This window comes from Kitasatospora sp. NPDC059599 (assembly GCF_042735125.1).
Taxonomy (GTDB): domain Bacteria; phylum Actinomycetota; class Actinomycetes; order Streptomycetales; family Streptomycetaceae; genus Kitasatospora.
The window spans coordinates 19,953-36,576 of record NZ_JBHWCL010000095.1; the positions used below are offsets into that span (position 1 = coordinate 19,953).

The window sequence follows — 16,624 nt, forward strand, 5'->3', positions numbered from 1 at the left end:
CCCGGCCGGTTTCTGTTGGTGCTATGCGGGCGGCCCCCAACCCACCCCGCCGTCGCTTGCGGGCGGGGGTGCCCCCCCCCCCCGGCGCCCCCCCACCCCCGCCCACGCCCCCCACGCCATGCCCCGCTCCGCCTACCGGTTGTCGGAAGCCGGCCGCGCGAGGGCCAGCCCGGCCCACCGCTCCCGCTCCTGCTCGTGACTGCCGACCGCCGTCGCCCGGGCCACCGCCACGGCCCCCTCCGACAGCCCTTCCGACAGCGCCTCCGGCAGTCCTGCCGACGTCCCCGCCGGTGCACCACCGCGGGCCAGCAGCGTCAGCGGCCACACCGGAGCACCCGACTGCCCACCGTCGAAGGCGTGCCACTCCCAGGCCGCGTCGAACCGCCAGGCCCGCCCGTCCCGGTCCGCGAGTTCATCGCCCGGTTCGAGGAACGCGTACGGGCGGAACAGCAGGTCGATCCTGACCGGCTCACCACCCGCGGGGTCCAGCGCGTAGCACTGGTCCTCCGGTTCGGGGTCGTACTCCTCCCCCTGCGGCAGGACGTCGAGGTAGCACGCGGGCCGCGGCAGCAGACCGGTGACCAGGGGAGGATCGTAGTGCGCGACCGACCCGACGTGCACCACGGTCGCGGGGATCCCCATCAGGCAGGCATCGCCCACTGCCAACCCGGACTCCGGCGGCTCCGTCCGGAAGACCTCCCACTCGTGGGCCTCCGGCAGCGGCAGCGCCCGCTCACCGTTCCACCGGTACCCCTCCGCCTGCGGATCCACCGCCAACCACGGGCACCGCACGACGACGTGGCAGCGGGAGACCCCGGTGACCGTGGTCTCGGTGAACGGGCACTCCAGCCGCAGGACGTCGCCGGGGCGGTAGTCGTGACTCATGGCCCGCATTCTGCCCGCCTCCACCGACACGTCACGGCTGGGGCACCCAGGCCGGACAGCGCCTAGTGCTGCTCCGCGGAAGTTCGTTGAGGGGTGTTGATCAGGCGGCCAGTCCAGTGAGGTAGAGGTCGCCCGCGCAGTCGAGGGCTTCCTCCGGGGAGCCGGCGGGCAGTCCGCTGGGCAGGATGTTGTCCTTGTAGCTGTCGCTGCTGGCGAGGTAGAGCGCGAAGCCCCAGGTGTGCAGCACGCCGGTGAAGCGAAGGCGGCACAGAGGGAGGCTGTGCCCACTGGGCAATTCGGCTGCTACGTAGGCGAATCCGGCGCGGAAGCGGACCGTGACGGCGTCCACGTGTGACCACCGCTCGCGGGCGTGACGGTTCAGACGCTGGCGCAGGTGGTGCTGCACCGATTCCGGGGGGTTCTTCGGCACGGCCCCAACCTGCCGGGTGCGGCACGGGCTCGCCATGATCTTGGTCGTGAAGGGTGGGCAGCGGACGGGGACGGCGGTCACGGTGGCGCTGGAGACAGAGGTCTGCGAGCGGTTGATGAGGACGGCGGCTTCGGCGAAGTCCGAGGCGCGGGCGGTTCTGCGGGCCAAGATCGTGCTCGCGGCGGCGGACGGCATCGCCAACGGCGCAATCGCCCGGGAGCCGGACGTCAGCGTGAACACGGTGCGCAAGTGGCGTGGGCGGTTCGCGGCCCAGGGCATGGACGGCCTGCGCGATGCCCAGCGGTCGGGACGGCCGAGATCGTACGGACCCGAGGTGCGGGTGGCGATCGTGGCCACCGCGACCAGCGTGCCGCCGCATCCGGAGGTGACCTGGTCCCATCGAGCCATCGCCCAACGGGTGGCCGGCACGTGCTTCGCGCCGGTCTCCGCCTCCCAGGTCGGGCGGATCCTGGCGGATCTGGACCTGAAGCCGCACAAGGTCCGCGGCTGGCTCACCCGCCGGGACACCCACGACTTCTGGCAGCGCGCCGCCGCCGTGTGCGCCCTCTACCTGGACCGCCCGAGGGCGCGGTGATCCTCTCCCTGGTGGCCGCCCTGGACGTCCGCACCGGCGAGGTGCTCACCGAGGTGATCCGCCGCAACGACGCGGCGACCTTCACCGCCTTCCTGGACCAGCTCGACCTGGCGATCCCACCCGGCAAGGAGATCCACGTCGTGCTCGACAACGGCTCCTCACACACGGCCAGGCACACCGAGACCTGGCCGGCCGCGCACCCGCGCTGGCACGTCCGCTGGCCCCGCCGCACGCATCCTGGCTCAACCAGGTCGAGCTCTTCTTCTCCGCCCTCACCCGCCGAGTCCTGCGGCACGGCGATTCGCCAGCCGCGACGACCTGATCGACAAGCTGGAGACCTACGCGATCGCGCACAACGAGACCGCCAAGCCCTACCGGTGGACCTACGAAGGCAGCCCGCTCAAAGCCGCATGAGCCCCGCGGCGGTCGGCCGAAATCCGCACTGACCGTAGAAGGACTCCAGGTGCGGCTCGTAGTCGACGTGCAGCCACTCGGCACCGCGTGCCCTCGCCTCCTCGGCAGCCGCCCTCACCAGCCGCATCCCGAGCCCCTGCCGGCGCTCATCCGGGTGCACGGTCGTATCCAGGACAAAGGCATGCGCACCGCCGTCGCCGACGACGTTGACGAATCCGACCAGCCGGTTCCCTCGACGCGCTGCGATCCAGGTCAGACTGCGGGCCAGCATCGGCGCGAAGGAGGTCGACCTGTGAGCCGGCCACGACGCGCTGAACAGCTCGTTGAGCTCGGCATCCGTCAGCTCAGGACACACCACCAACACCTCATCGCCGGCCTGCGACGAATCACTGATCATCATGTAGAGCAGCCTGTCATGCATCCACGGCTGTGATCACCCCTCAACGGACTTCCGCGGAGCAGCACTAGCGTTCGGTGCCCTGGTGGATCCGCTCGATGACGGAGGCGAGGAGCTTCGGGTCCTTGCCGACCGCCCTGACGGTGATCACGTACGTGTCGTCGAACCAGACGCACGCCGTGTCGCTGTCGCCACTCACGTAGGCGGGGTCGGAGCAGTACATCGTTCCCGGCAGCGAGGTCGGGACCTGCTTGCCCGGGTGCTGCGTGTCCGACTTCGCCGCCTCGGCCTGCGACTCGGCGAACGTCCGCTGGAACGTCATCGTCGACTCGGCGAGGACGACGGTCCACCGCGCCGTGTGGTCGTCGCCCGCCAGCACCAGGTCCGTGAAGTCGTCGGGGATGCTGCCGTACGCCGCCACCGACGGGTTCTCCATCCCGTCCCGGGTGAGCGAGGCCCGGTACTTCACCCAGTCGCTCTCGTTGCTCGCCCTGCGCTGCTCGCCCTCCACGGAAGCCGGCAGGACGGGGGCCGAACCGACCGACGGGGACCCGCCGAGGAAGTGGATGCCGAGGGCGACCAGGCCCCCACCACGACCAGGACCGCGACGAGGAGGCCGGCGCCACCGCCCTTGTGCACGTTGTTCACTCGGTTGTCGTGGTGCACGTCCCCGCCGGCGACGATGTTCCCCACCCCCACCGCGGCCTGCCCCGGACCGCCGACGGAAAACCCGTCCCCGACGGTGACCGTCGTCGGTGCGGGCGGCAGCGGAGGTACCGGCGGCGCCGGTGGAGCCTCGACCGGTCCCAGGGCCTGCGCCCAGCGCTCCGCCAGCGACTCGGCCAGCCCGGGGTGCAGGCTGAGCAACTCGCCCACCGCCTCCGCCAGGTCCTGCCTCGCCGCGTCGTCCCGCGGCGCCGCCTCGGCCCGCTCGGCCGCCCGCGACCAACGCGGCAGCTGCCCGAGCCCCTCCCGCACCCAGCCGACGGCCTCGGCCCCCAACGCCGTCCCCGCCGCCCCCGCCGCGCTGCCGGCGGCCTGCACCAGTGCCGCCACCACCACCGCCACCAGGTCGGTACCGTCCCCCGTGCTCATCCTCAACCCCCAGTCACGACAAGCGATTCGCCGTCCCATGTGACAGCAGCCCGTCAGGACCGGACCGGCCGGTGCGAAAGGAGACTGAACCGCAACCGGACCGGTCGCACCCACCCCGACCGCGGCCCACGGTCGCGCGCTCGGTCGGAACCGACCGTCGAAGCGCTCCCTTCCGGCCTCCGGTCGTGTCCGCCCCCCGACTCCTTCGCCCGCCCCGCACTCGTTCCCGTGCCCGTGCCCGACCCACCGCGGCGGCATCCGATGTGCCGTCCGGCGTGACAGCTGTTCATCAAACGCGGGGCCGGGTAGGACCGGAGGGGAACCGGTCCGCAGCCCGCCCCGCACGGTGAACCCGCCGATGCCGAGGACGCGTTGGGGCCCGGGCAAGGCACGACCCGGCCGACCGGGACGACCGAAGGAGCCACACCATGGGCATCGCACGTCGTGATCTTCTCAAGTGGGGTGCGGGGTTCGGCGGCGCCGTCGCCCTGGGAGGCGGACTCGTCCTGCCGACCGCCGCCCGGGCCGCCGCGCGCACCACCCCGCGCGGGCTGCCGACCGACGGCTGGATGAGCCGCCTCGACGGGAACCTCTCCCTGCTCGACCTCACCATCCCCGGCACCCACGACTCGTGCTGCGAGAACCCCGCCTACGGCACCGAGTGGTCACACACCCAGAACTGGGGCATCCCACAGCAGTTGGAGGAGGGCGTCCGCTTCCTCGACATCCGCTGCAACGGCCTGCAGGGTGCCCCCGACGAACTCGGGATCTACCACTCCGACAACTACCAGCACCTCCGCCTGCAGGACGTGCTCGACCGGTGCCGGACCTTCCTGCAGGCACGCCCCGGCGAGACCGTCGTGATGCGCCTCAGGAACGAACGGTCGGGCGGACAGGCGCTCGGCGACGACGAGTTCATGCGCCGGATCGGCCACTACTTCGACGGGCTCGGCTACCGGGATCTGTTCCACCTCTACGGCTGGCCGACGCTCGGCGCCGCCCGCGGCAAGGTCGTCCTGGTCGCCGACTTCGCCAACCCGTGGGGTCTGATCGGCTGGTCCAGCGGCCAGAACGAGTACTTCGACACCCAGGACGCCTGGCAGATCGGCGGCATCGACCCGCTGGGCACGAAGGGGCAGTACATCGTCGCCCAGTTCGACAAGGCCCGCCTCAACCCGGGCCGTTCGACGATGTTCGTCAACTTCCTCAGCTACGCCGGTGGTTACTGGCCGAAGGACAGCTCGCAGCGGCTCATGGACCGCAGCATCTACCCGTACCTGAACGCCCGCACCCAGCAGAGCGGACGGTTCGGCATCGTGCCGATGGACTTCCCGGACTTCCACGTCAACGTGCTGCAGATGCTGATCGACCAGAACGTCGTCCCGCCGGGTGCCCACCGCGTGCCCGCGGCGGGGCCACGGTGATCCCGTCCGGCGCAGGCCCGGTGCGGCGGACCCACTGATCCGGCCCGCGCCCGACAGGCCGGTGCCGGACGAACGGGCCGAGACGGCCCGGGCGTTCCCGGAGGTCTCGTCGACGGCGGCCCTCCCCGGGCCCGCACCGCCCGCCGCTCAGACCTTCATGTCCTGGGTGGCGGCGACGGTGGGCGGGGTGGTGCTGCCGGCGGTGGTGCCGAGGGTGCGCTCGACCTTGGCCACCGCGGTGCGGTACTGCATCGAGGCGGTCTGCGCGGAGGCGCCCTCGCGCTGGAAGTAGCCGAAGGCCATGGCGACCGTGCCGAAACGCTCGATGCCGATGAAGGCGTTGAGCGGGACACCGTCCAGAGTGCCGTCGAGGCGGACGGCGGGGGCGTCCTGGCGGTCACCGAGCGTGACCGGCGTGACGGTGAAGGTCACCGTGTCCCCCATGCCGGCGTTGAACGTGATGGTGTGACAGCTCCGCAGGGCGTCGGCCACGGAGTTGAAGTCGGCGGCGAGCTGGTCGGGAGCCTCCGCGGCAAGGGCCTCGGTGACCATCGGATTGCCGTCCGGGCCGTCGAGTTCGGTCTCGGCACGCGGGTTCGCGAGGCCGGGATGGGTCGCGTGCATGTTGACCAGGGCGCTGAGCGCGTCGCAACCGCTGACCGGGCTCGGGCTGTCGTCCGGGCCGGGGCTCTGGGTCGGGCTCTGGGACGCCTCGGTGAAGTCGGGGCCGAGGTCGGCCGCGGTGAGCAGGGCCGATCTCAGCTGGTCGGCGGACGGGAGGTCCTGGGCGGGCGCGGCCGACGCCAGGTGGGCCGGGCCCAGGGCGACCGCCGCGACGACGGCCGCGGCGACGACGGCGTGGAGAGGCCTCGGAAGGGACATGCGGGCCCCCTGTCGAGAGTTCGGGCAGGGACAAGGCAACCAGTGTCCCACCGGGGGCCGGACGCGGCGCGCGGGACTCCCGTCCTTGCAGGTCAGAGCGCTGGTCCCGGCGGAGTCCGGGCCGGGTGGGCCCGGGCTGCCGCCGGTGCCGGGCGAGGGTCAGGTGCGGTCCGGGGCGAGGGTCCCGAGGGTTTCGGCGAGCCACTCCACCCAGAAGGTCTCCAGTCCGATCCCGGCCCGCAGCACCGCGTGCTGGAGCCGGTTCTCGGCGTCCGCCCTCTCGGCCGGGAAGTCGCGCCGCTCGATCTCCAGGTAGTCGGCCAACTGTGCGCGGTGCAGTGTCAGATGGCGTTCCAGTTCGGCCGCCAGACCGTCCGTGCCGACCACCGCCGCCGCCCGCAGCCGCAGCAGCAGCGGCTCCCGCACCGCGCGCGGCGCCGCGCCCTCGGCCGTCCAGCGGACCAGTTCCGCGCGGCCCTCCGGCAGGACCTCGTACTCCTTCTTCTGTCCGCGTACCGGTCCGTCCGGCTGGAGGGCCCGGATGTGTCCGGAGGCCTCCAGCCGCCCCAGCTCGCGGTAGATCTGCTGGTGGGTGGCGGGCCAGAAGAAGCCGATCGACTTGTCGAACCGCCTGGTCAGCTCCAGCCCCGACGACGGCTTCTCCAGCAGGGCGGTGAGGATGGCGTGCGGCAGCGACATGCCGACGATCCTAGAGGCGCAGCGGCCGGCCCGACCGTCGCGGCCACGTCCGCCCGGGACGGCAGTGCGCGGGCCCGGCTGCGGCAGCGGCCCCGGCCGGGCCATGAGCGGGGCTCATGCAGCACGGCCATGAGCGGAGCTCACGGGATGGACATATGAGCAGATCACATGGCCGCGCACATGAGCACCTCTCATGGCCCTACCCCATGAGCAACTCTCATCGCGCCCGCCCATGAGCAGGCCTCATGGACGCGCGCATGAGCAGCTCTCACGCGCGCGTCCCTGATCCGCTCAGAGCGCGGCGGCCAGCTCGGTGCCCTGCTTGATGGCCCGCTTGGCGTCCAGCTCGGCGGCCACGTCGGCACCGCCGATCACGTGCACCGACAGGCCGCGCTCGTGCAGCGCCTCGTACAGGTCGCGGCGCGGCTCCTGGCCGGTGCAGAGCACCACGGTGTCGACGGGCAGCAGCCGGCTCTCGCCGTCCACGGTGATGTGCAGGCCGGCGTCGTCGATCAGGTCGTAGGTGACGCCGGGGACCATCACCACGCCGCGGTGCTTGAGTTCGGTGCGGTGGATCCAGCCGGTGGTCTTGCCCAGCCCGGCGCCGACCTTGCCGGCCTTGCGCTGCAGCAGGTGGACGCTGCGCGGGGGCTCGGGGCGCTCGGGGGCACGCAGGCCGCCGCGCTCGCGGTACTCCGGGTCGATGCCCCACTTCGCCTGGAACACCGGCGGGTTGAGGCTCGCCTCGTCGCCCTGGTCGGTGAGGAACTCGGCCACGTCGAAGCCGATGCCGCCCGCGCCGAGGATGGCGACCCGCTCGCCGACGGGCGCACCGTCGCGCAGCACGTCGAGGTAGCCGACCACGCTGGGGTGGTCGATCCCCGGGATGTCGGCGGGGGTCCGCGGGGTGACGCCGGTGGCGAGGACGACGTCGTCGTAGCCCTCCGCGGCCAGTTGCCCGGCGGTGGCGGTGGCGCCCAGGCGCAGTGTGACGCCCAGCTCGGCGAGCCGGGTGCGGTAGTAGCGCAGCGTCTCGTCGAACTCCTCCTTGCCGGGGATGCGCCGGGCCACGTCGAGCTGTCCGCCGATCGCGTCGGCGGCGTCGTACAGGGTGACGTCGTGGCCGCGCTCGGCGGCGGAGACGGCGAAGGCGAGTCCGGCCGGTCCGGCACCGACGACGCCGACCCGCTTGCGCACCTTGGTGGGGGCGAGGACGAGTTCGGTCTCGTGGCAGGCGCGCGGGTTGACCAGGCAGGAGGTGATCTTGAGGCTGAAGGTGTGGTCCAGGCAGGCCTGGTTGCAGCCGATGCAGGTGTTGATGGCGTCGGCGCGGTCGTCGCGGGCCTTGGCGACGAAGTCGGGGTCGGCGAGCAGCGGGCGGGCCATCGAGACCAGGTCGGCGCTGCCCGCGGCGAGCAGGCCCTCGGCGATCTCGGGGGTGTTGATCCGGTTGGTGGCGACCAGCGGGATGCCGACCTTGCCCATGACCTTCTCGGTCACCCAGGCGAAGGCGCCGCGCGGCACCGAGGTGGCGATGGTCGGGATGCGGGCCTCGTGCCAGCCGATGCCGGTGTTGATGATGGTGGCGCCGGCGGCCTCGACGGCCTGGGCGAGCCGGACGACCTCGTCCAGGGTGGAGCCACCCGGCACCAGGTCGAGCATGGAGAGGCGGTAGACGATGATGAAGTCCTCGCCGACCCGCTCGCGGACCCGGCGGACGATCTCCACCGGGAAGCGCATCCGCCGCTCGTAGGGGCCGCCCCACTCGTCGTCGCGGTGGTTGGTCGCGGCGACGACGAACTCGTTGACGAGGTAGCCCTCGGAGCCCATGATCTCGACGCCGTCGTACCCGGCGCGGCGGGCGAGTTCGGCGCAGCGGGCGAAGTCCTCGATGGTCTGCTCGACCTGTTCGGCGGTGAGCTCGTTGGGCACGAACGGGCTGATCGGGGCCTGGAGGGCGCTGGGGGCGACCAGGTCGGGGTGGTAGGCGTAGCGGCCGAAGTGCAGGATCTGCAGGGCGATCTTCCCGCCGGCCTCGTGCACCGCGTCGGTGACCGCGCGGTGCTCGTCGGCCTCCTCCTCGGTGGTCAGCATCGCGCCGCCTTCCCAGGGGCGCCCGGCCTCGTTGGGGGCGATGCCGCCGGTGACGATCAGGCCGACGCCGCCGCGGGCGCGCTCGGCGTAGAACGCGGCCATCCGCTCGTAGCCGCCGGGGGCCTCCTCCAGGCCGACGTGCATGGAGCCCATGATCACGCGGTTGGGCAGGGTGGTGAAGCCGAGGTCGAGCGGGCTGAGCAGGTGCGGGTAGCGGCTGCTGCCGGGGGTGGCGCTCATCGACGTCTCCTGGGGCGCGGGCGGGGTGTCGTGGTTACCGCAGGGTAGGGGACGGGTCTCACGGTATGCAACTAGTTGCATAAACGCCCGAGGAGCACCGAGACCACCGAGGGGCCCACCGGAGGGGCCCACCGGAACCGAGCAGCCCCGCCGCTCCGGAGGGACACCCACGGGCCCGAAGCGGCCGAACGCCGGGCGGACCGTGGGGCGCCCGCGTATCGTCGTGTTCCGGACATCGCGGGCTCGGGAGAGGGGGCGGCCGTGCGAGGTGGCTCGGTGGCCGTGGTCGGGGGCAGCATCGCCGGGAGCGCGTTCGCCGGGGCCGCCGCCCGGCTGGGCGCGGAGCGGGTCGTGGTGCTGGAGCGCAGCCCGGGCCGACTGGAGGACCGCGGCGTGGGCATCTGCACCCACAACGACCGCTTCGACGAACTGGTCCGCGCCGGGCACCTGGCGGCGGACACCCGGCGCCACCGCCTCACCGTCCGCCGCTGGGTCACCCGGGGGCCGGCCGGCGGGGGCGACGGCCCCGACGGGCGCGGGCGGGTGCTCTGGGACCAGCCGTTCCCGTTCCACTCCCACCACTGGGCCGGGCTCTGGCAGGCCCTGCGCGAGCGGACGCCCGCGCGGGTCGAGTACCGCCTGGGCACCACCGTCACCGCGGTCGGCGGCGACGACGACGGCGCCTGGACCGAGGACGCCGACGGCGGCCGCCACCCGTACGACCTGGTGATCGGCGCGGACGGCTACCGCTCGGTGGTCCGCGCCGCGGTCTGCCCGCAGGCCGCGCCCGAGTACGCCGGGTACGTGTGCTGGCGCGGCAGCTACGACGACGCACTGCTCGCCGGACTGCCCGGCGGGGCCGCGGTCTGGCCGGAGGAGGAGTGCATCACCGTCTGCTACCGCGGCGGGCAGGTCGTGATCTACCGCATCCCCGGTCTCGACCCCGGCCGCACCCAGGTGAACTGGGTCTTCTACGCGCCGACCCCCGCCTGGCTGCGCCTGGACGGCCCGACCAGCATCCCGGCGGGCACCCTCACCGACGGCCGGCTGGACGACCTGCGGCAGCTCGCGGAGCGACACCTGCCGCCGTACTGGGCCGGGCTGGTCACCCTCACCCCGCGTGAACGGACCTTCCTGCAACCCGTCTACGACCTGGCGGCCCCGCACCGCACCGCCGGGCGGCTGCTGATCGGCGGGGACGCGGCCACCGTCGTGCGCCCGCACAACACCAGCGGAGCGGTGAAGGCGCTGCAGGACGCGCACGCCTTCGAGCAGGCCGGTCGCACGGCCGGCTCCTGGCCGGCCCTGCTCGCCACGTACGACCGCGAACGCAGCGCGGCCGGGCGGGAGTTGGTGGAGCTGGGCCGGACCCTCGGCCGGGCGCAGGTCACCGGGGCACCGGACTGGTCGACCATGGACGAGCCGGCGATGACCGCCTGGTGGCAGCACCAGCTCACCGGCGGCGGGGGTTTCGGCGGCCACGCGCTCGGACGGACCGAGCGCTCCTCGTGACCACCGAAACCCGGCCGGACCGCGTGCCGCGGCCGGGCGCCGTGGATCAGACGTTGACGCCGTAGTCGGTCGCGATGCCGCGCAGGCCGGAGGCGTAACCCTGGCCGATGGCACGGAACTTCCACTCGGCGCCGTTGCGGTACAGCTCGCCGAAGACCATCGCGGTCTCGGTCGAGGCGTCCTCGCTCAGGTCGTAGCGCGCGATCTCCTGGCCGTTGGCCTGGTTGACGATCCGGATGAACGCGTTGCGGACCTGGCCGAAGTTCTGCAGCCGGGCGTCGGCGTCGTAGATCGACACCGGGAAGACCACCTTGGCCACGTCGGCCGGCACCCGGTCCAGGTCGACCTTGATCTGCTCGTCGTCGCCGTCGCCGCCACCGGTCAGGTTGTCGCCACTGTGCTCGACCGAACCCTCGGGGCTGCGAAGGTTGTTGAAGAACACGAAGTGCTGGTCCGAGATCACCTTGCCGAGCGCGTTGCACAGCAGCGCGCTGGCGTCCAGGTCGTAGTCGGCCCCGGTGGTGGTGCGCACGTCCCAGCCGAGACCCACGATCACGGCGCTCAGACCGGGCGCCTCCTTGCTCAGCGAGACGTTGCCGCCCTTGGCCAGCGAAACTCCCACAATGCCCTCCTCGATCTCTCCCTGCGGACGAATCTACAACACTGTAGAGATCACGAGGATCCGTCTACAGGTCGGCTCCGCCCCGGGAATTTGTCCGGGGCCCTTTCAGGGGCCCCACCGGGAACCGATCGCGGCGGCCCCGGTACCGGGCGGGCCGCGCGGCCTTCCGGGCGCCGGGGCGGTGCCACCGACCTAGACTGTCGGTGGGTCCCCCCGGTTCCCCCGGTTCCCCCGGTTCCCCTGCATCACCGGTTCCCCCGATTTCCCGGTTCCGAATCCCGGTTCCCCGGTTCCGAATCCCGGTTCCCCGGTTGCGGCGCCCCCGAGGGAGGTTCGCCATGCGCCATCGGTACAGCTTCCACGTCGACCAGGGCGGACACTCCGTGACCGTCAACGTCCGCTCCGGCTGGATCACCGAGACCGAACTGCTGGTGGACGGCAAGGAGTGTGGCTTCCACCGCGTCCGGGGGCACGGCAGCTACCCGCTGACCCTCGCCTCCCAGCTCGCCGAGGAACCGCCCCGGCCGCTCACGGTCACCCTGGACCGCACCGGCACGGCCGAGCACCCGCTCTCCTGCGTCCTGGACCTCGCCGGCGCCGCCCACCCCATGCCGGAGAAGACCGCCCGCTGACGCCGCCCGCCGGGCCGCCCGGGCGGGCGGTTTGCCCTGGAATGCAGGGAAACCTTACGATCGCCCGTCCGCCTTCCACCGTCCCGCCGCCCCGGGCCGCCCGCCCCCTGCGCCCGCACCCACACCCACACCCTCCTCCCGACGAGAGCCTCCGCATGACCTCCCCCACGTCCCCCGCCACCCCTACCGCCCCGGCCGCCCCCGGCGTCTTCGACGACCTGCTGCGGGAGGCGATGACCGGTGCCGAGCGTTTCGGGCACCGCGAGCACGTCCGCCTCACCTGGCTCGCCGTGCGCCGGCACGGGGCCGCCGCCGCCCTCGACCTGATCGGTGACGGCATCCGGCGCACCGCCACCAGGGCGGGCGCGCCGCAGAAGTTCCACGTCACCATGACCCGGGCCTGGGTCGAGCTGGTGGCCCACCACGTCCACGCCGCACCGGACTCCGCGAAGGCCGGGGACACCACGGAGCGCGAGCACGCCGAGGGGACCCACGGTCCCGAGGTGACCCACGGCCCCGAGGTGACCCACGGCCCCGAAGGAACCGACGGCTTCGAGGAGTTCGCCGCCCGCCACCCCGAGCTGCTCGACAAGGAGCTGCTCACCCGGCACTACCGGCCCGGAACGCTCGCGGACGAGCGGGCCCGGAACGGCTGGGTCGAACCGGACCTGGCCCCCTTCCCCCGGGCCGATCAGTCGTCCTGAGCCTCCGCCAGGATCGCCTCGACCGCCTTGCGCGCACGGTCCGCGTCCCGCGTGACCAGCCCGATCCGGGTACGGCGGTCGAGCACGTCGGCGACGTCCAGCGCGCCCTCGTGGGACACGGCGTACGCGATCTCGGCGCGCGTCACGTCCAGGCCCTCGGCGACCGGCGCCAACTCCCCGGCTGCCAGCACCTCGTGGGCGGTGCCGCCGTGCCGGGCGAGCAGTGAGGCGGGCACCCCGCGCGGGGGCAGCGGACGGCTGTCCCGGTGGCCGGGGGCGCCGACCAGCGGAAGCCGGGCCGTCCAGCAGGCCCGGGCGGGCAGGCCGCGCAGTCGGACGGCGGCGTCCACCGCGTCCTCGGCCATCCGGCGGTAGGTGGTGAGCTTGCCGCCGACCACGGTGACCACCCCGGACGGGGACTCCAGCACCGCGTGCTCACGCGAGATGTCCGCGGTGCTGCCGCCGCCGGTGTCGATCAGCGGGCGCAGCCCGGCGTAGGCGCCGAGCACGTCGGCCCTGGTCAGTGCGGTGGCGAGAGCGGCGTTGACGGTGTCGAGGAGGAAGGCCAGCTCGGCCTCGGTGGGCTGCGGCTCGTCCGGGATCGGGCCCGGGGCGTCCTCGTCGGTCAGGCCGATCGCGATCCGGCCGAGCTGCTGCGGCAGGGCGAACACGAAGCGGCTGGTCGAGCCGGGCACCGGCACGGTGAGGGCGGCGGTCGGGTTCCCCAGCATCCCCGCGTCCACCAGGACGTGGGTGCCGCGGCTCGGGCGCAGCGTGATCGAGGTGTCCACCTCGCCCGCCCAGACGCCGGTGGCGTTGATCACCGCGCCCGCCCGGACGACCATGGCCTGCCCGGTGAGCACGTCGACCAGCCGGGCGGAGGTGCCGGTCACCTCCTCGGCCCGCACCCTGGTCAGCACGCTCGCGCCGTACTGCGCGGCGGTCCGGGCCAGGGCGACGACCAGCCGCGCGTCGTCGACGAGTTGGCCGTCGTGCGCGACCAGCGCGCCGCGCAGGCCCGCGGTGCGCACCCCCGGCACCAGCCGGCGGGTGCGGGCGGCGTCGATCCGGCGCACCCGGGGCAGGACCGCCGCCGGCGTGCCGGCGCTGATCCGCAGCGCGTCCCCGGCGTGGAAGCCCGCGCGGATCAGCGCGCCCTGCCCGGGGCGCAGCAGGTCCGGGAGCAGCGGCACCAGTTGGGGCAGTGCGCGGATCAGGTGCGGGGCGGTGCGGGTCATCAGCACGCCGCGCTCGACCGCGCTCTCCCGGGCCACCTTGATCCGGCCGGAGGCGAGGTAGCGCAGCCCGCCGTGCACCAGCTTGGAGCTCCAGCGGCTGGTGCCGAAGGCCAGGTCGCGGGACTCCACCAGCACCGTGCGCAGGCCGCGCGAGGCGGCGTCCAGGGCGGCGCCGGCGCCGGTGACGCCGCCGCCGATCACCAGCAGGTCGATGTGCGGGTCGTCGCCGAGCGCCTCCAGCTCCAGGGTGCGGCGTGCGGCGTTGAGTCGGCTCGTCCCCGCGAAGGGGCCGACGGCGGGCGTCGTCATGGGGCGAGGTATCCGTTCAGCGCTCTGGCCAGTTCGCGTCGCCAGGCCGGCTCGGGCAGCAGGGAGGCGACCATGCGGTGCGACTGGACGGTGGACTGGGCGATCAGCAGGACCATGGCGGCCAGTTCGAGCGGCTCCCCGGCACGGATCGAGCCGTGCGCCTGGCCCTGCTCGATGCCGCTGCGCAGTGCCTCCAGCAGGCCGCGCTGGCTGGCACCGAGCCGCTCGACCACGTACTCGAGCAGCAGGTCGGAGTCGTCGGAACGCAGCAGCGCGCCGAGCACCGGGTGGTCCCGCAGCCGGACGGAGACCTCGACGACCCGCTCCACGAAGGTCTCCCGGTCCTGGACGTCCAGTGCGGCGCCCTCCATGGTGGCCAGGATCTCCCGGGTGAGCAGCGCGCCGATCACCGCCCGGACGTCCGGCCAGCGCCGGTAGACGGTCGGCCGGCTGACCCCGGCGCGGCGCGCGATCTCGGCCAGCTGCGTGCGACGCACGCCGAGGTGGACGAGCAGGTCGGCGGCGGCGTCCAGGATCGCGTCGTCGGTGCTGCGGGGCCCGGGCGTCGCGGGCGGCTCGGCTGCGGTCGCCGGCTCGGCGTTACTACTTGACATGATGTGTGAAACTGTAACGCATGGCACCTGAGACGCAAGCGGGACCGGCCGGCGCCGCACTTCCGCTCCCCCCGATGAAGTGGGACGCCTGGGGCGACCCGGCCCTGGCCAAGGAGCTGTCCGCCGACATCAAGGGACTGCTCGCCGCCGCCCTCGGCGTCACCGGCGACGCCACCCCCGGCCCGAAGGCCGACGAGGTCGTGCTCAGCCCCTCCCGGATGACCGACGAGGACCTCCGGGCGCTCGCCGCCGCCGTCGGCGGGGCCCACGTCAGCGCCGCCGACGCCGACCGGCTGCCGCGCTCCGGCGGCAAGTCCACCCCCGACCTGCTGCGCCGCCGCAGCCGCGAGCCGCAGGACGCGCCCGACGCCGTCGTGCTGCCCGGCACCGAGCAGGAGGTCGCCGCCGTCCTCGCGGTCTGCGCCGAACGCCGCATCGCCGTCGTCCCGTTCGGCGGCGGCACCAGCGTCGTCGGCGGCCTCGACCCCGAGCGCGGCGCCCTGCGGGCCGTCGTCTCGCTCGACCTGCGCCGCCTGGACGGGCTGCTCGACCTCGACGAGACCTCCGGCGAGGCCGTCCTCGGCGCCGGCCTCACCGGCCCGGACGCCGAGGCGCTGCTCGCCGAACGCGGCTGGGAACTCGGCCACTACCCGCAGAGCTTCCGCTACGCCACCATCGGCGGCTTCGCGGCCACCCGCTCCTCCGGGCAGGACTCCGCCGGGTACGGGCGCTTCGACGAGATGGTGCGCGGCCTGCGGGTGGTCACCCCCGTCGGCGTGCTCGACCTGGGCCGCGCCCCCGCCTCCGCCGCCGGGCCCGACCTGCGCCAGCTCTTCCTCGGCTCCGAGGGCACCCTCGGGGTGATCACCGCGGTCCGGCTCCGCGTCCACCGGGTGCCCGCCGTCAAGGCCTACGAGGCCTGGAGCTTCCCCGACTTCGCCACCGGGACGGCGGCACTGCGCGCCGTCGAGCAGCAGGGCACCGGCCCGACCGTCATCCGGCTCTCCGACGAGGCCGAGACCATGGTCAACCTCGCCATGACCGAGCAGATCGGCGGCGCCCCCGCGGTCACCGGCTGCCTGGCCGTCACCGTCTTCGAGGGCAGCGCCGACCAGGTCGCCGCCCGCCACCGCGCCACCCGCGAGGTGCTGCTCGCCGCCGGCGCCACCTCGCTCGGCGAGGCCCCCGCCCGGGCCTGGGAACACGGCCGGTTCAACGCTCCCTACCTGCGCGACTCGCTGCTGGGCGCCGGCGCGCTGTGCGAGACCCTGGAGACCGCGGCCGAATGGAGCCGGCTCCCGGCCCTGCGGACCGCCGTCACCGGGGCGCTGACCGCCGCCCTGCCCGGCGCGCTCGTGCTCTGCCACATCTCGCACGTCTACCCGACCGGCGCCTCGCTCTACTTCACCGTCGTCGCCGCCCTCGGCGAGGACCCCCTCACCCGCTGGGGCGCCGCCAAGCACGCCGCCGGGGACGCCATCGTCGGCGCGGGCGGCACCATCACCCACCACCACGCCGTCGGCGCCGACCACCGGCCCTGGATGACCGACGAGATCGGCGACCTGGGCGTGCGCATCCTGCGCGCCGTCAAGGCCGAACTGGACCCGACGGGCATCCTCAACCCCGGCAAGCTGATCCCATGAGCCGCGCTCATGGGGCGCCCGGCCCGAGAACCGTCCGCAGGGTCGCCGTTCTCACCAACCCGGCGGCGGGCGCCGGTCACTCCGGCCCCGCCGCCGAGCGGGCCGTCGCCCGCCTGCGCTCCCGCGGCGTCGTCGCCGCACCGCACCCCGGGCGCTCCGCCGAGGACGGCCGCCGCCGCGCCCCCGAGGCGGCCG

Annotated in this window: 18 protein-coding genes and 1 pseudogene; 8 read left to right on the plus strand and 11 right to left on the minus strand. The window is 73.7% G+C overall.

From position 1 onward, the window contains the following. Nucleotides 1–132: 132 nt before the first annotated feature. Together ACFV04_RS28275 and ACFV04_RS28280 are read right to left on the minus strand one after the other, a co-directional pair. Nucleotides 133–885 (minus strand): hypothetical protein, encoded by a 753-nt coding sequence (locus ACFV04_RS28275; protein WP_380533394.1) that lies wholly within the window; start codon nucleotides 883–885, stop codon nucleotides 133–135. 100 nt (nucleotides 886–985) lie between these two features. Next, entirely contained in the window at nucleotides 986–1,315 is a 330-nt protein-coding gene (locus ACFV04_RS28280; RefSeq protein WP_380533396.1) for a hypothetical protein, read from the minus strand. Nucleotides 1,316–1,361: 46 nt separating this feature from the next. Here ACFV04_RS28280 and ACFV04_RS28285 point away from each other — a divergent pair, with 46 nt between their 5' ends. Further along, complete coding sequence (locus ACFV04_RS28285) at nucleotides 1,362–1,910, plus strand: helix-turn-helix domain-containing protein (RefSeq protein ID WP_380533398.1); 549 nt, start codon at nucleotides 1,362–1,364, stop codon at nucleotides 1,908–1,910. Nucleotides 1,911–1,921: 11 nt separating this feature from the next. Further along, complete coding sequence (locus ACFV04_RS28290; protein ID WP_380533400.1) at nucleotides 1,922–2,356, plus strand: transposase; 435 nt, start codon at nucleotides 1,922–1,924, stop codon at nucleotides 2,354–2,356. Here ACFV04_RS28290 and ACFV04_RS28295 read toward each other — a convergent pair. From ACFV04_RS28295 to ACFV04_RS28305, 3 genes are all read right to left on the minus strand, one after another. Then, a complete protein-coding gene (locus ACFV04_RS28295) occupies nucleotides 2,311–2,724 on the minus strand; it encodes a GNAT family N-acetyltransferase (RefSeq protein WP_380533402.1) in 414 nt (137 codons plus the stop codon). The two genes, ACFV04_RS28290 and ACFV04_RS28295, sit on opposite strands and share 46 nt — an antisense overlap. Before the next feature lie 64 nt (nucleotides 2,725–2,788). Continuing rightward, complete coding sequence (locus tag ACFV04_RS28300; protein WP_380533404.1) at nucleotides 2,789–3,190, minus strand: hypothetical protein; 402 nt, start codon at nucleotides 3,188–3,190, stop codon at nucleotides 2,789–2,791. Continuing rightward, nucleotides 3,187–3,816: a hypothetical protein gene (locus ACFV04_RS28305; RefSeq protein ID WP_380533406.1), complete on the minus strand. Its 630-nt coding sequence runs from the start codon at nucleotides 3,814–3,816 to the stop codon at nucleotides 3,187–3,189. The genes ACFV04_RS28300 and ACFV04_RS28305 overlap by 4 nt, the downstream gene beginning before the upstream one ends. A 428-nt stretch (nucleotides 3,817–4,244) precedes the next feature. On the opposite strand from ACFV04_RS28305, the gene ACFV04_RS28310 reads away from it, so the two are divergent. Then, nucleotides 4,245–5,240, plus strand: coding sequence for a phosphatidylinositol-specific phospholipase C (locus ACFV04_RS28310; RefSeq protein WP_380533408.1), 996 nt, complete (start codon nucleotides 4,245–4,247; stop codon nucleotides 5,238–5,240). Between the two features lie 147 nt (nucleotides 5,241–5,387). Here the strand turns inward: ACFV04_RS28310 and ACFV04_RS28315 are convergent, their stop codons facing one another. The 3 genes from ACFV04_RS28315 to ACFV04_RS28325 form a co-directional block, all read right to left on the minus strand. Continuing rightward, nucleotides 5,388–6,122, minus strand: a complete 735-nt coding sequence (locus ACFV04_RS28315) for a hypothetical protein (RefSeq protein ID WP_380336378.1) — start codon at nucleotides 6,120–6,122, stop codon at nucleotides 5,388–5,390. A 159-nt stretch (nucleotides 6,123–6,281) separates the two neighbouring features. After that, on the minus strand, nucleotides 6,282–6,821 hold the full coding sequence (locus ACFV04_RS28320; RefSeq protein WP_380533410.1) for a PadR family transcriptional regulator: 540 nt from the start codon (nucleotides 6,819–6,821) through the stop codon (nucleotides 6,282–6,284). A gap of 291 nt (nucleotides 6,822–7,112) precedes the next feature. After that, complete coding sequence (locus ACFV04_RS28325; protein WP_380533412.1) at nucleotides 7,113–9,155, minus strand: FAD-dependent oxidoreductase; 2,043 nt, start codon at nucleotides 9,153–9,155, stop codon at nucleotides 7,113–7,115. 276 nt (nucleotides 9,156–9,431) lie between these two features. Here ACFV04_RS28325 and ACFV04_RS28330 point away from each other — a divergent pair, with 276 nt between their 5' ends. After that, nucleotides 9,432–10,667 carry a monooxygenase gene (locus ACFV04_RS28330; RefSeq protein ID WP_380336369.1) on the plus strand — a complete coding sequence of 412 codons (1,236 nt, stop codon included), beginning with the start codon at nucleotides 9,432–9,434 and terminating at the stop codon, nucleotides 10,665–10,667. A gap of 46 nt (nucleotides 10,668–10,713) precedes the next feature. Here ACFV04_RS28330 and ACFV04_RS28335 read toward each other — a convergent pair whose 3' ends face one another. After that, nucleotides 10,714–11,289, minus strand: coding sequence for a TerD family protein (locus ACFV04_RS28335; protein WP_360250906.1), 576 nt, complete (start codon nucleotides 11,287–11,289; stop codon nucleotides 10,714–10,716). Nucleotides 11,290–11,627: 338 nt separating this feature from the next. Here ACFV04_RS28335 and ACFV04_RS28340 point away from each other — a divergent pair, with 338 nt between their 5' ends. Next, complete coding sequence (locus tag ACFV04_RS28340) at nucleotides 11,628–11,921, plus strand: hypothetical protein (protein WP_380336366.1); 294 nt, start codon at nucleotides 11,628–11,630, stop codon at nucleotides 11,919–11,921. 155 nt (nucleotides 11,922–12,076) lie between these two features. Beyond that, on the plus strand, nucleotides 12,077–12,625 hold the full coding sequence (locus tag ACFV04_RS28345) for a hypothetical protein (RefSeq protein ID WP_380533415.1): 549 nt from the start codon (nucleotides 12,077–12,079) through the stop codon (nucleotides 12,623–12,625). Here the strand turns inward: ACFV04_RS28345 and ACFV04_RS28350 are convergent. Together ACFV04_RS28350 and ACFV04_RS28355 are read right to left on the minus strand one after the other, a co-directional pair. Then, complete coding sequence (locus tag ACFV04_RS28350) at nucleotides 12,613–14,172, minus strand: glycerol-3-phosphate dehydrogenase/oxidase (RefSeq protein ID WP_380533417.1); 1,560 nt, start codon at nucleotides 14,170–14,172, stop codon at nucleotides 12,613–12,615. The genes ACFV04_RS28345 and ACFV04_RS28350 overlap by 13 nt on opposite strands. Next, nucleotides 14,169–14,786 carry a TetR/AcrR family transcriptional regulator gene (locus ACFV04_RS28355; protein ID WP_360250894.1) on the minus strand — a complete coding sequence of 206 codons (618 nt, stop codon included), beginning with the start codon at nucleotides 14,784–14,786 and terminating at the stop codon, nucleotides 14,169–14,171. The genes ACFV04_RS28350 and ACFV04_RS28355 overlap by 4 nt, the downstream gene beginning before the upstream one ends. Nucleotides 14,787–14,860: 74 nt before the next feature. On the opposite strand from ACFV04_RS28355, the gene ACFV04_RS28360 reads away from it, so the two are divergent. Next, on the plus strand, nucleotides 14,861–16,429 hold the full coding sequence (locus ACFV04_RS28360) for an FAD-binding oxidoreductase (RefSeq protein ID WP_380533419.1): 1,569 nt from the start codon (nucleotides 14,861–14,863) through the stop codon (nucleotides 16,427–16,429). After that, nucleotides 16,426–16,624 (plus strand): annotated as a pseudogene (locus ACFV04_RS28365) (hypothetical protein); the annotation flags it as partial. The gene ACFV04_RS28360 and the pseudogene ACFV04_RS28365, both read left to right, overlap by 4 nt.

Coding starts and splice junctions, on each gene's coding strand:
- ACFV04_RS28275 (WP_380533394.1), bottom strand. CDS start 885: ATGAGTCACGACTACCGCCCCGGCGACGTCCTGCGGCTGGAGTGCCCG.
- ACFV04_RS28295 (WP_380533402.1), bottom strand. CDS start 2,724: ATGATGATCAGTGATTCGTCGCAGGCCGGCGATGAGGTGTTGGTGGTG.
- ACFV04_RS28305 (WP_380533406.1), bottom strand. CDS start 3,816: ATGAGCACGGGGGACGGTACCGACCTGGTGGCGGTGGTGGTGGCGGCA.
- ACFV04_RS28310 (WP_380533408.1), top strand. CDS start 4,245: ATGGGCATCGCACGTCGTGATCTTCTCAAGTGGGGTGCGGGGTTCGGC.
- ACFV04_RS28315 (WP_380336378.1), bottom strand. CDS start 6,122: ATGTCCCTTCCGAGGCCTCTCCACGCCGTCGTCGCCGCGGCCGTCGTC.
- ACFV04_RS28320 (WP_380533410.1), bottom strand. CDS start 6,821: ATGTCGCTGCCGCACGCCATCCTCACCGCCCTGCTGGAGAAGCCGTCG.
- ACFV04_RS28325 (WP_380533412.1), bottom strand. CDS start 9,155: ATGAGCGCCACCCCCGGCAGCAGCCGCTACCCGCACCTGCTCAGCCCG.
- ACFV04_RS28340 (WP_380336366.1), top strand. CDS start 11,628: ATGCGCCATCGGTACAGCTTCCACGTCGACCAGGGCGGACACTCCGTG.
- ACFV04_RS28345 (WP_380533415.1), top strand. CDS start 12,077: ATGACCTCCCCCACGTCCCCCGCCACCCCTACCGCCCCGGCCGCCCCC.
- ACFV04_RS28350 (WP_380533417.1), bottom strand. CDS start 14,172: ATGACGACGCCCGCCGTCGGCCCCTTCGCGGGGACGAGCCGACTCAAC.
- ACFV04_RS28355 (WP_360250894.1), bottom strand. CDS start 14,786: ATGTCAAGTAGTAACGCCGAGCCGGCGACCGCAGCCGAGCCGCCCGCG.
- ACFV04_RS28360 (WP_380533419.1), top strand. CDS start 14,861: ATGAAGTGGGACGCCTGGGGCGACCCGGCCCTGGCCAAGGAGCTGTCC.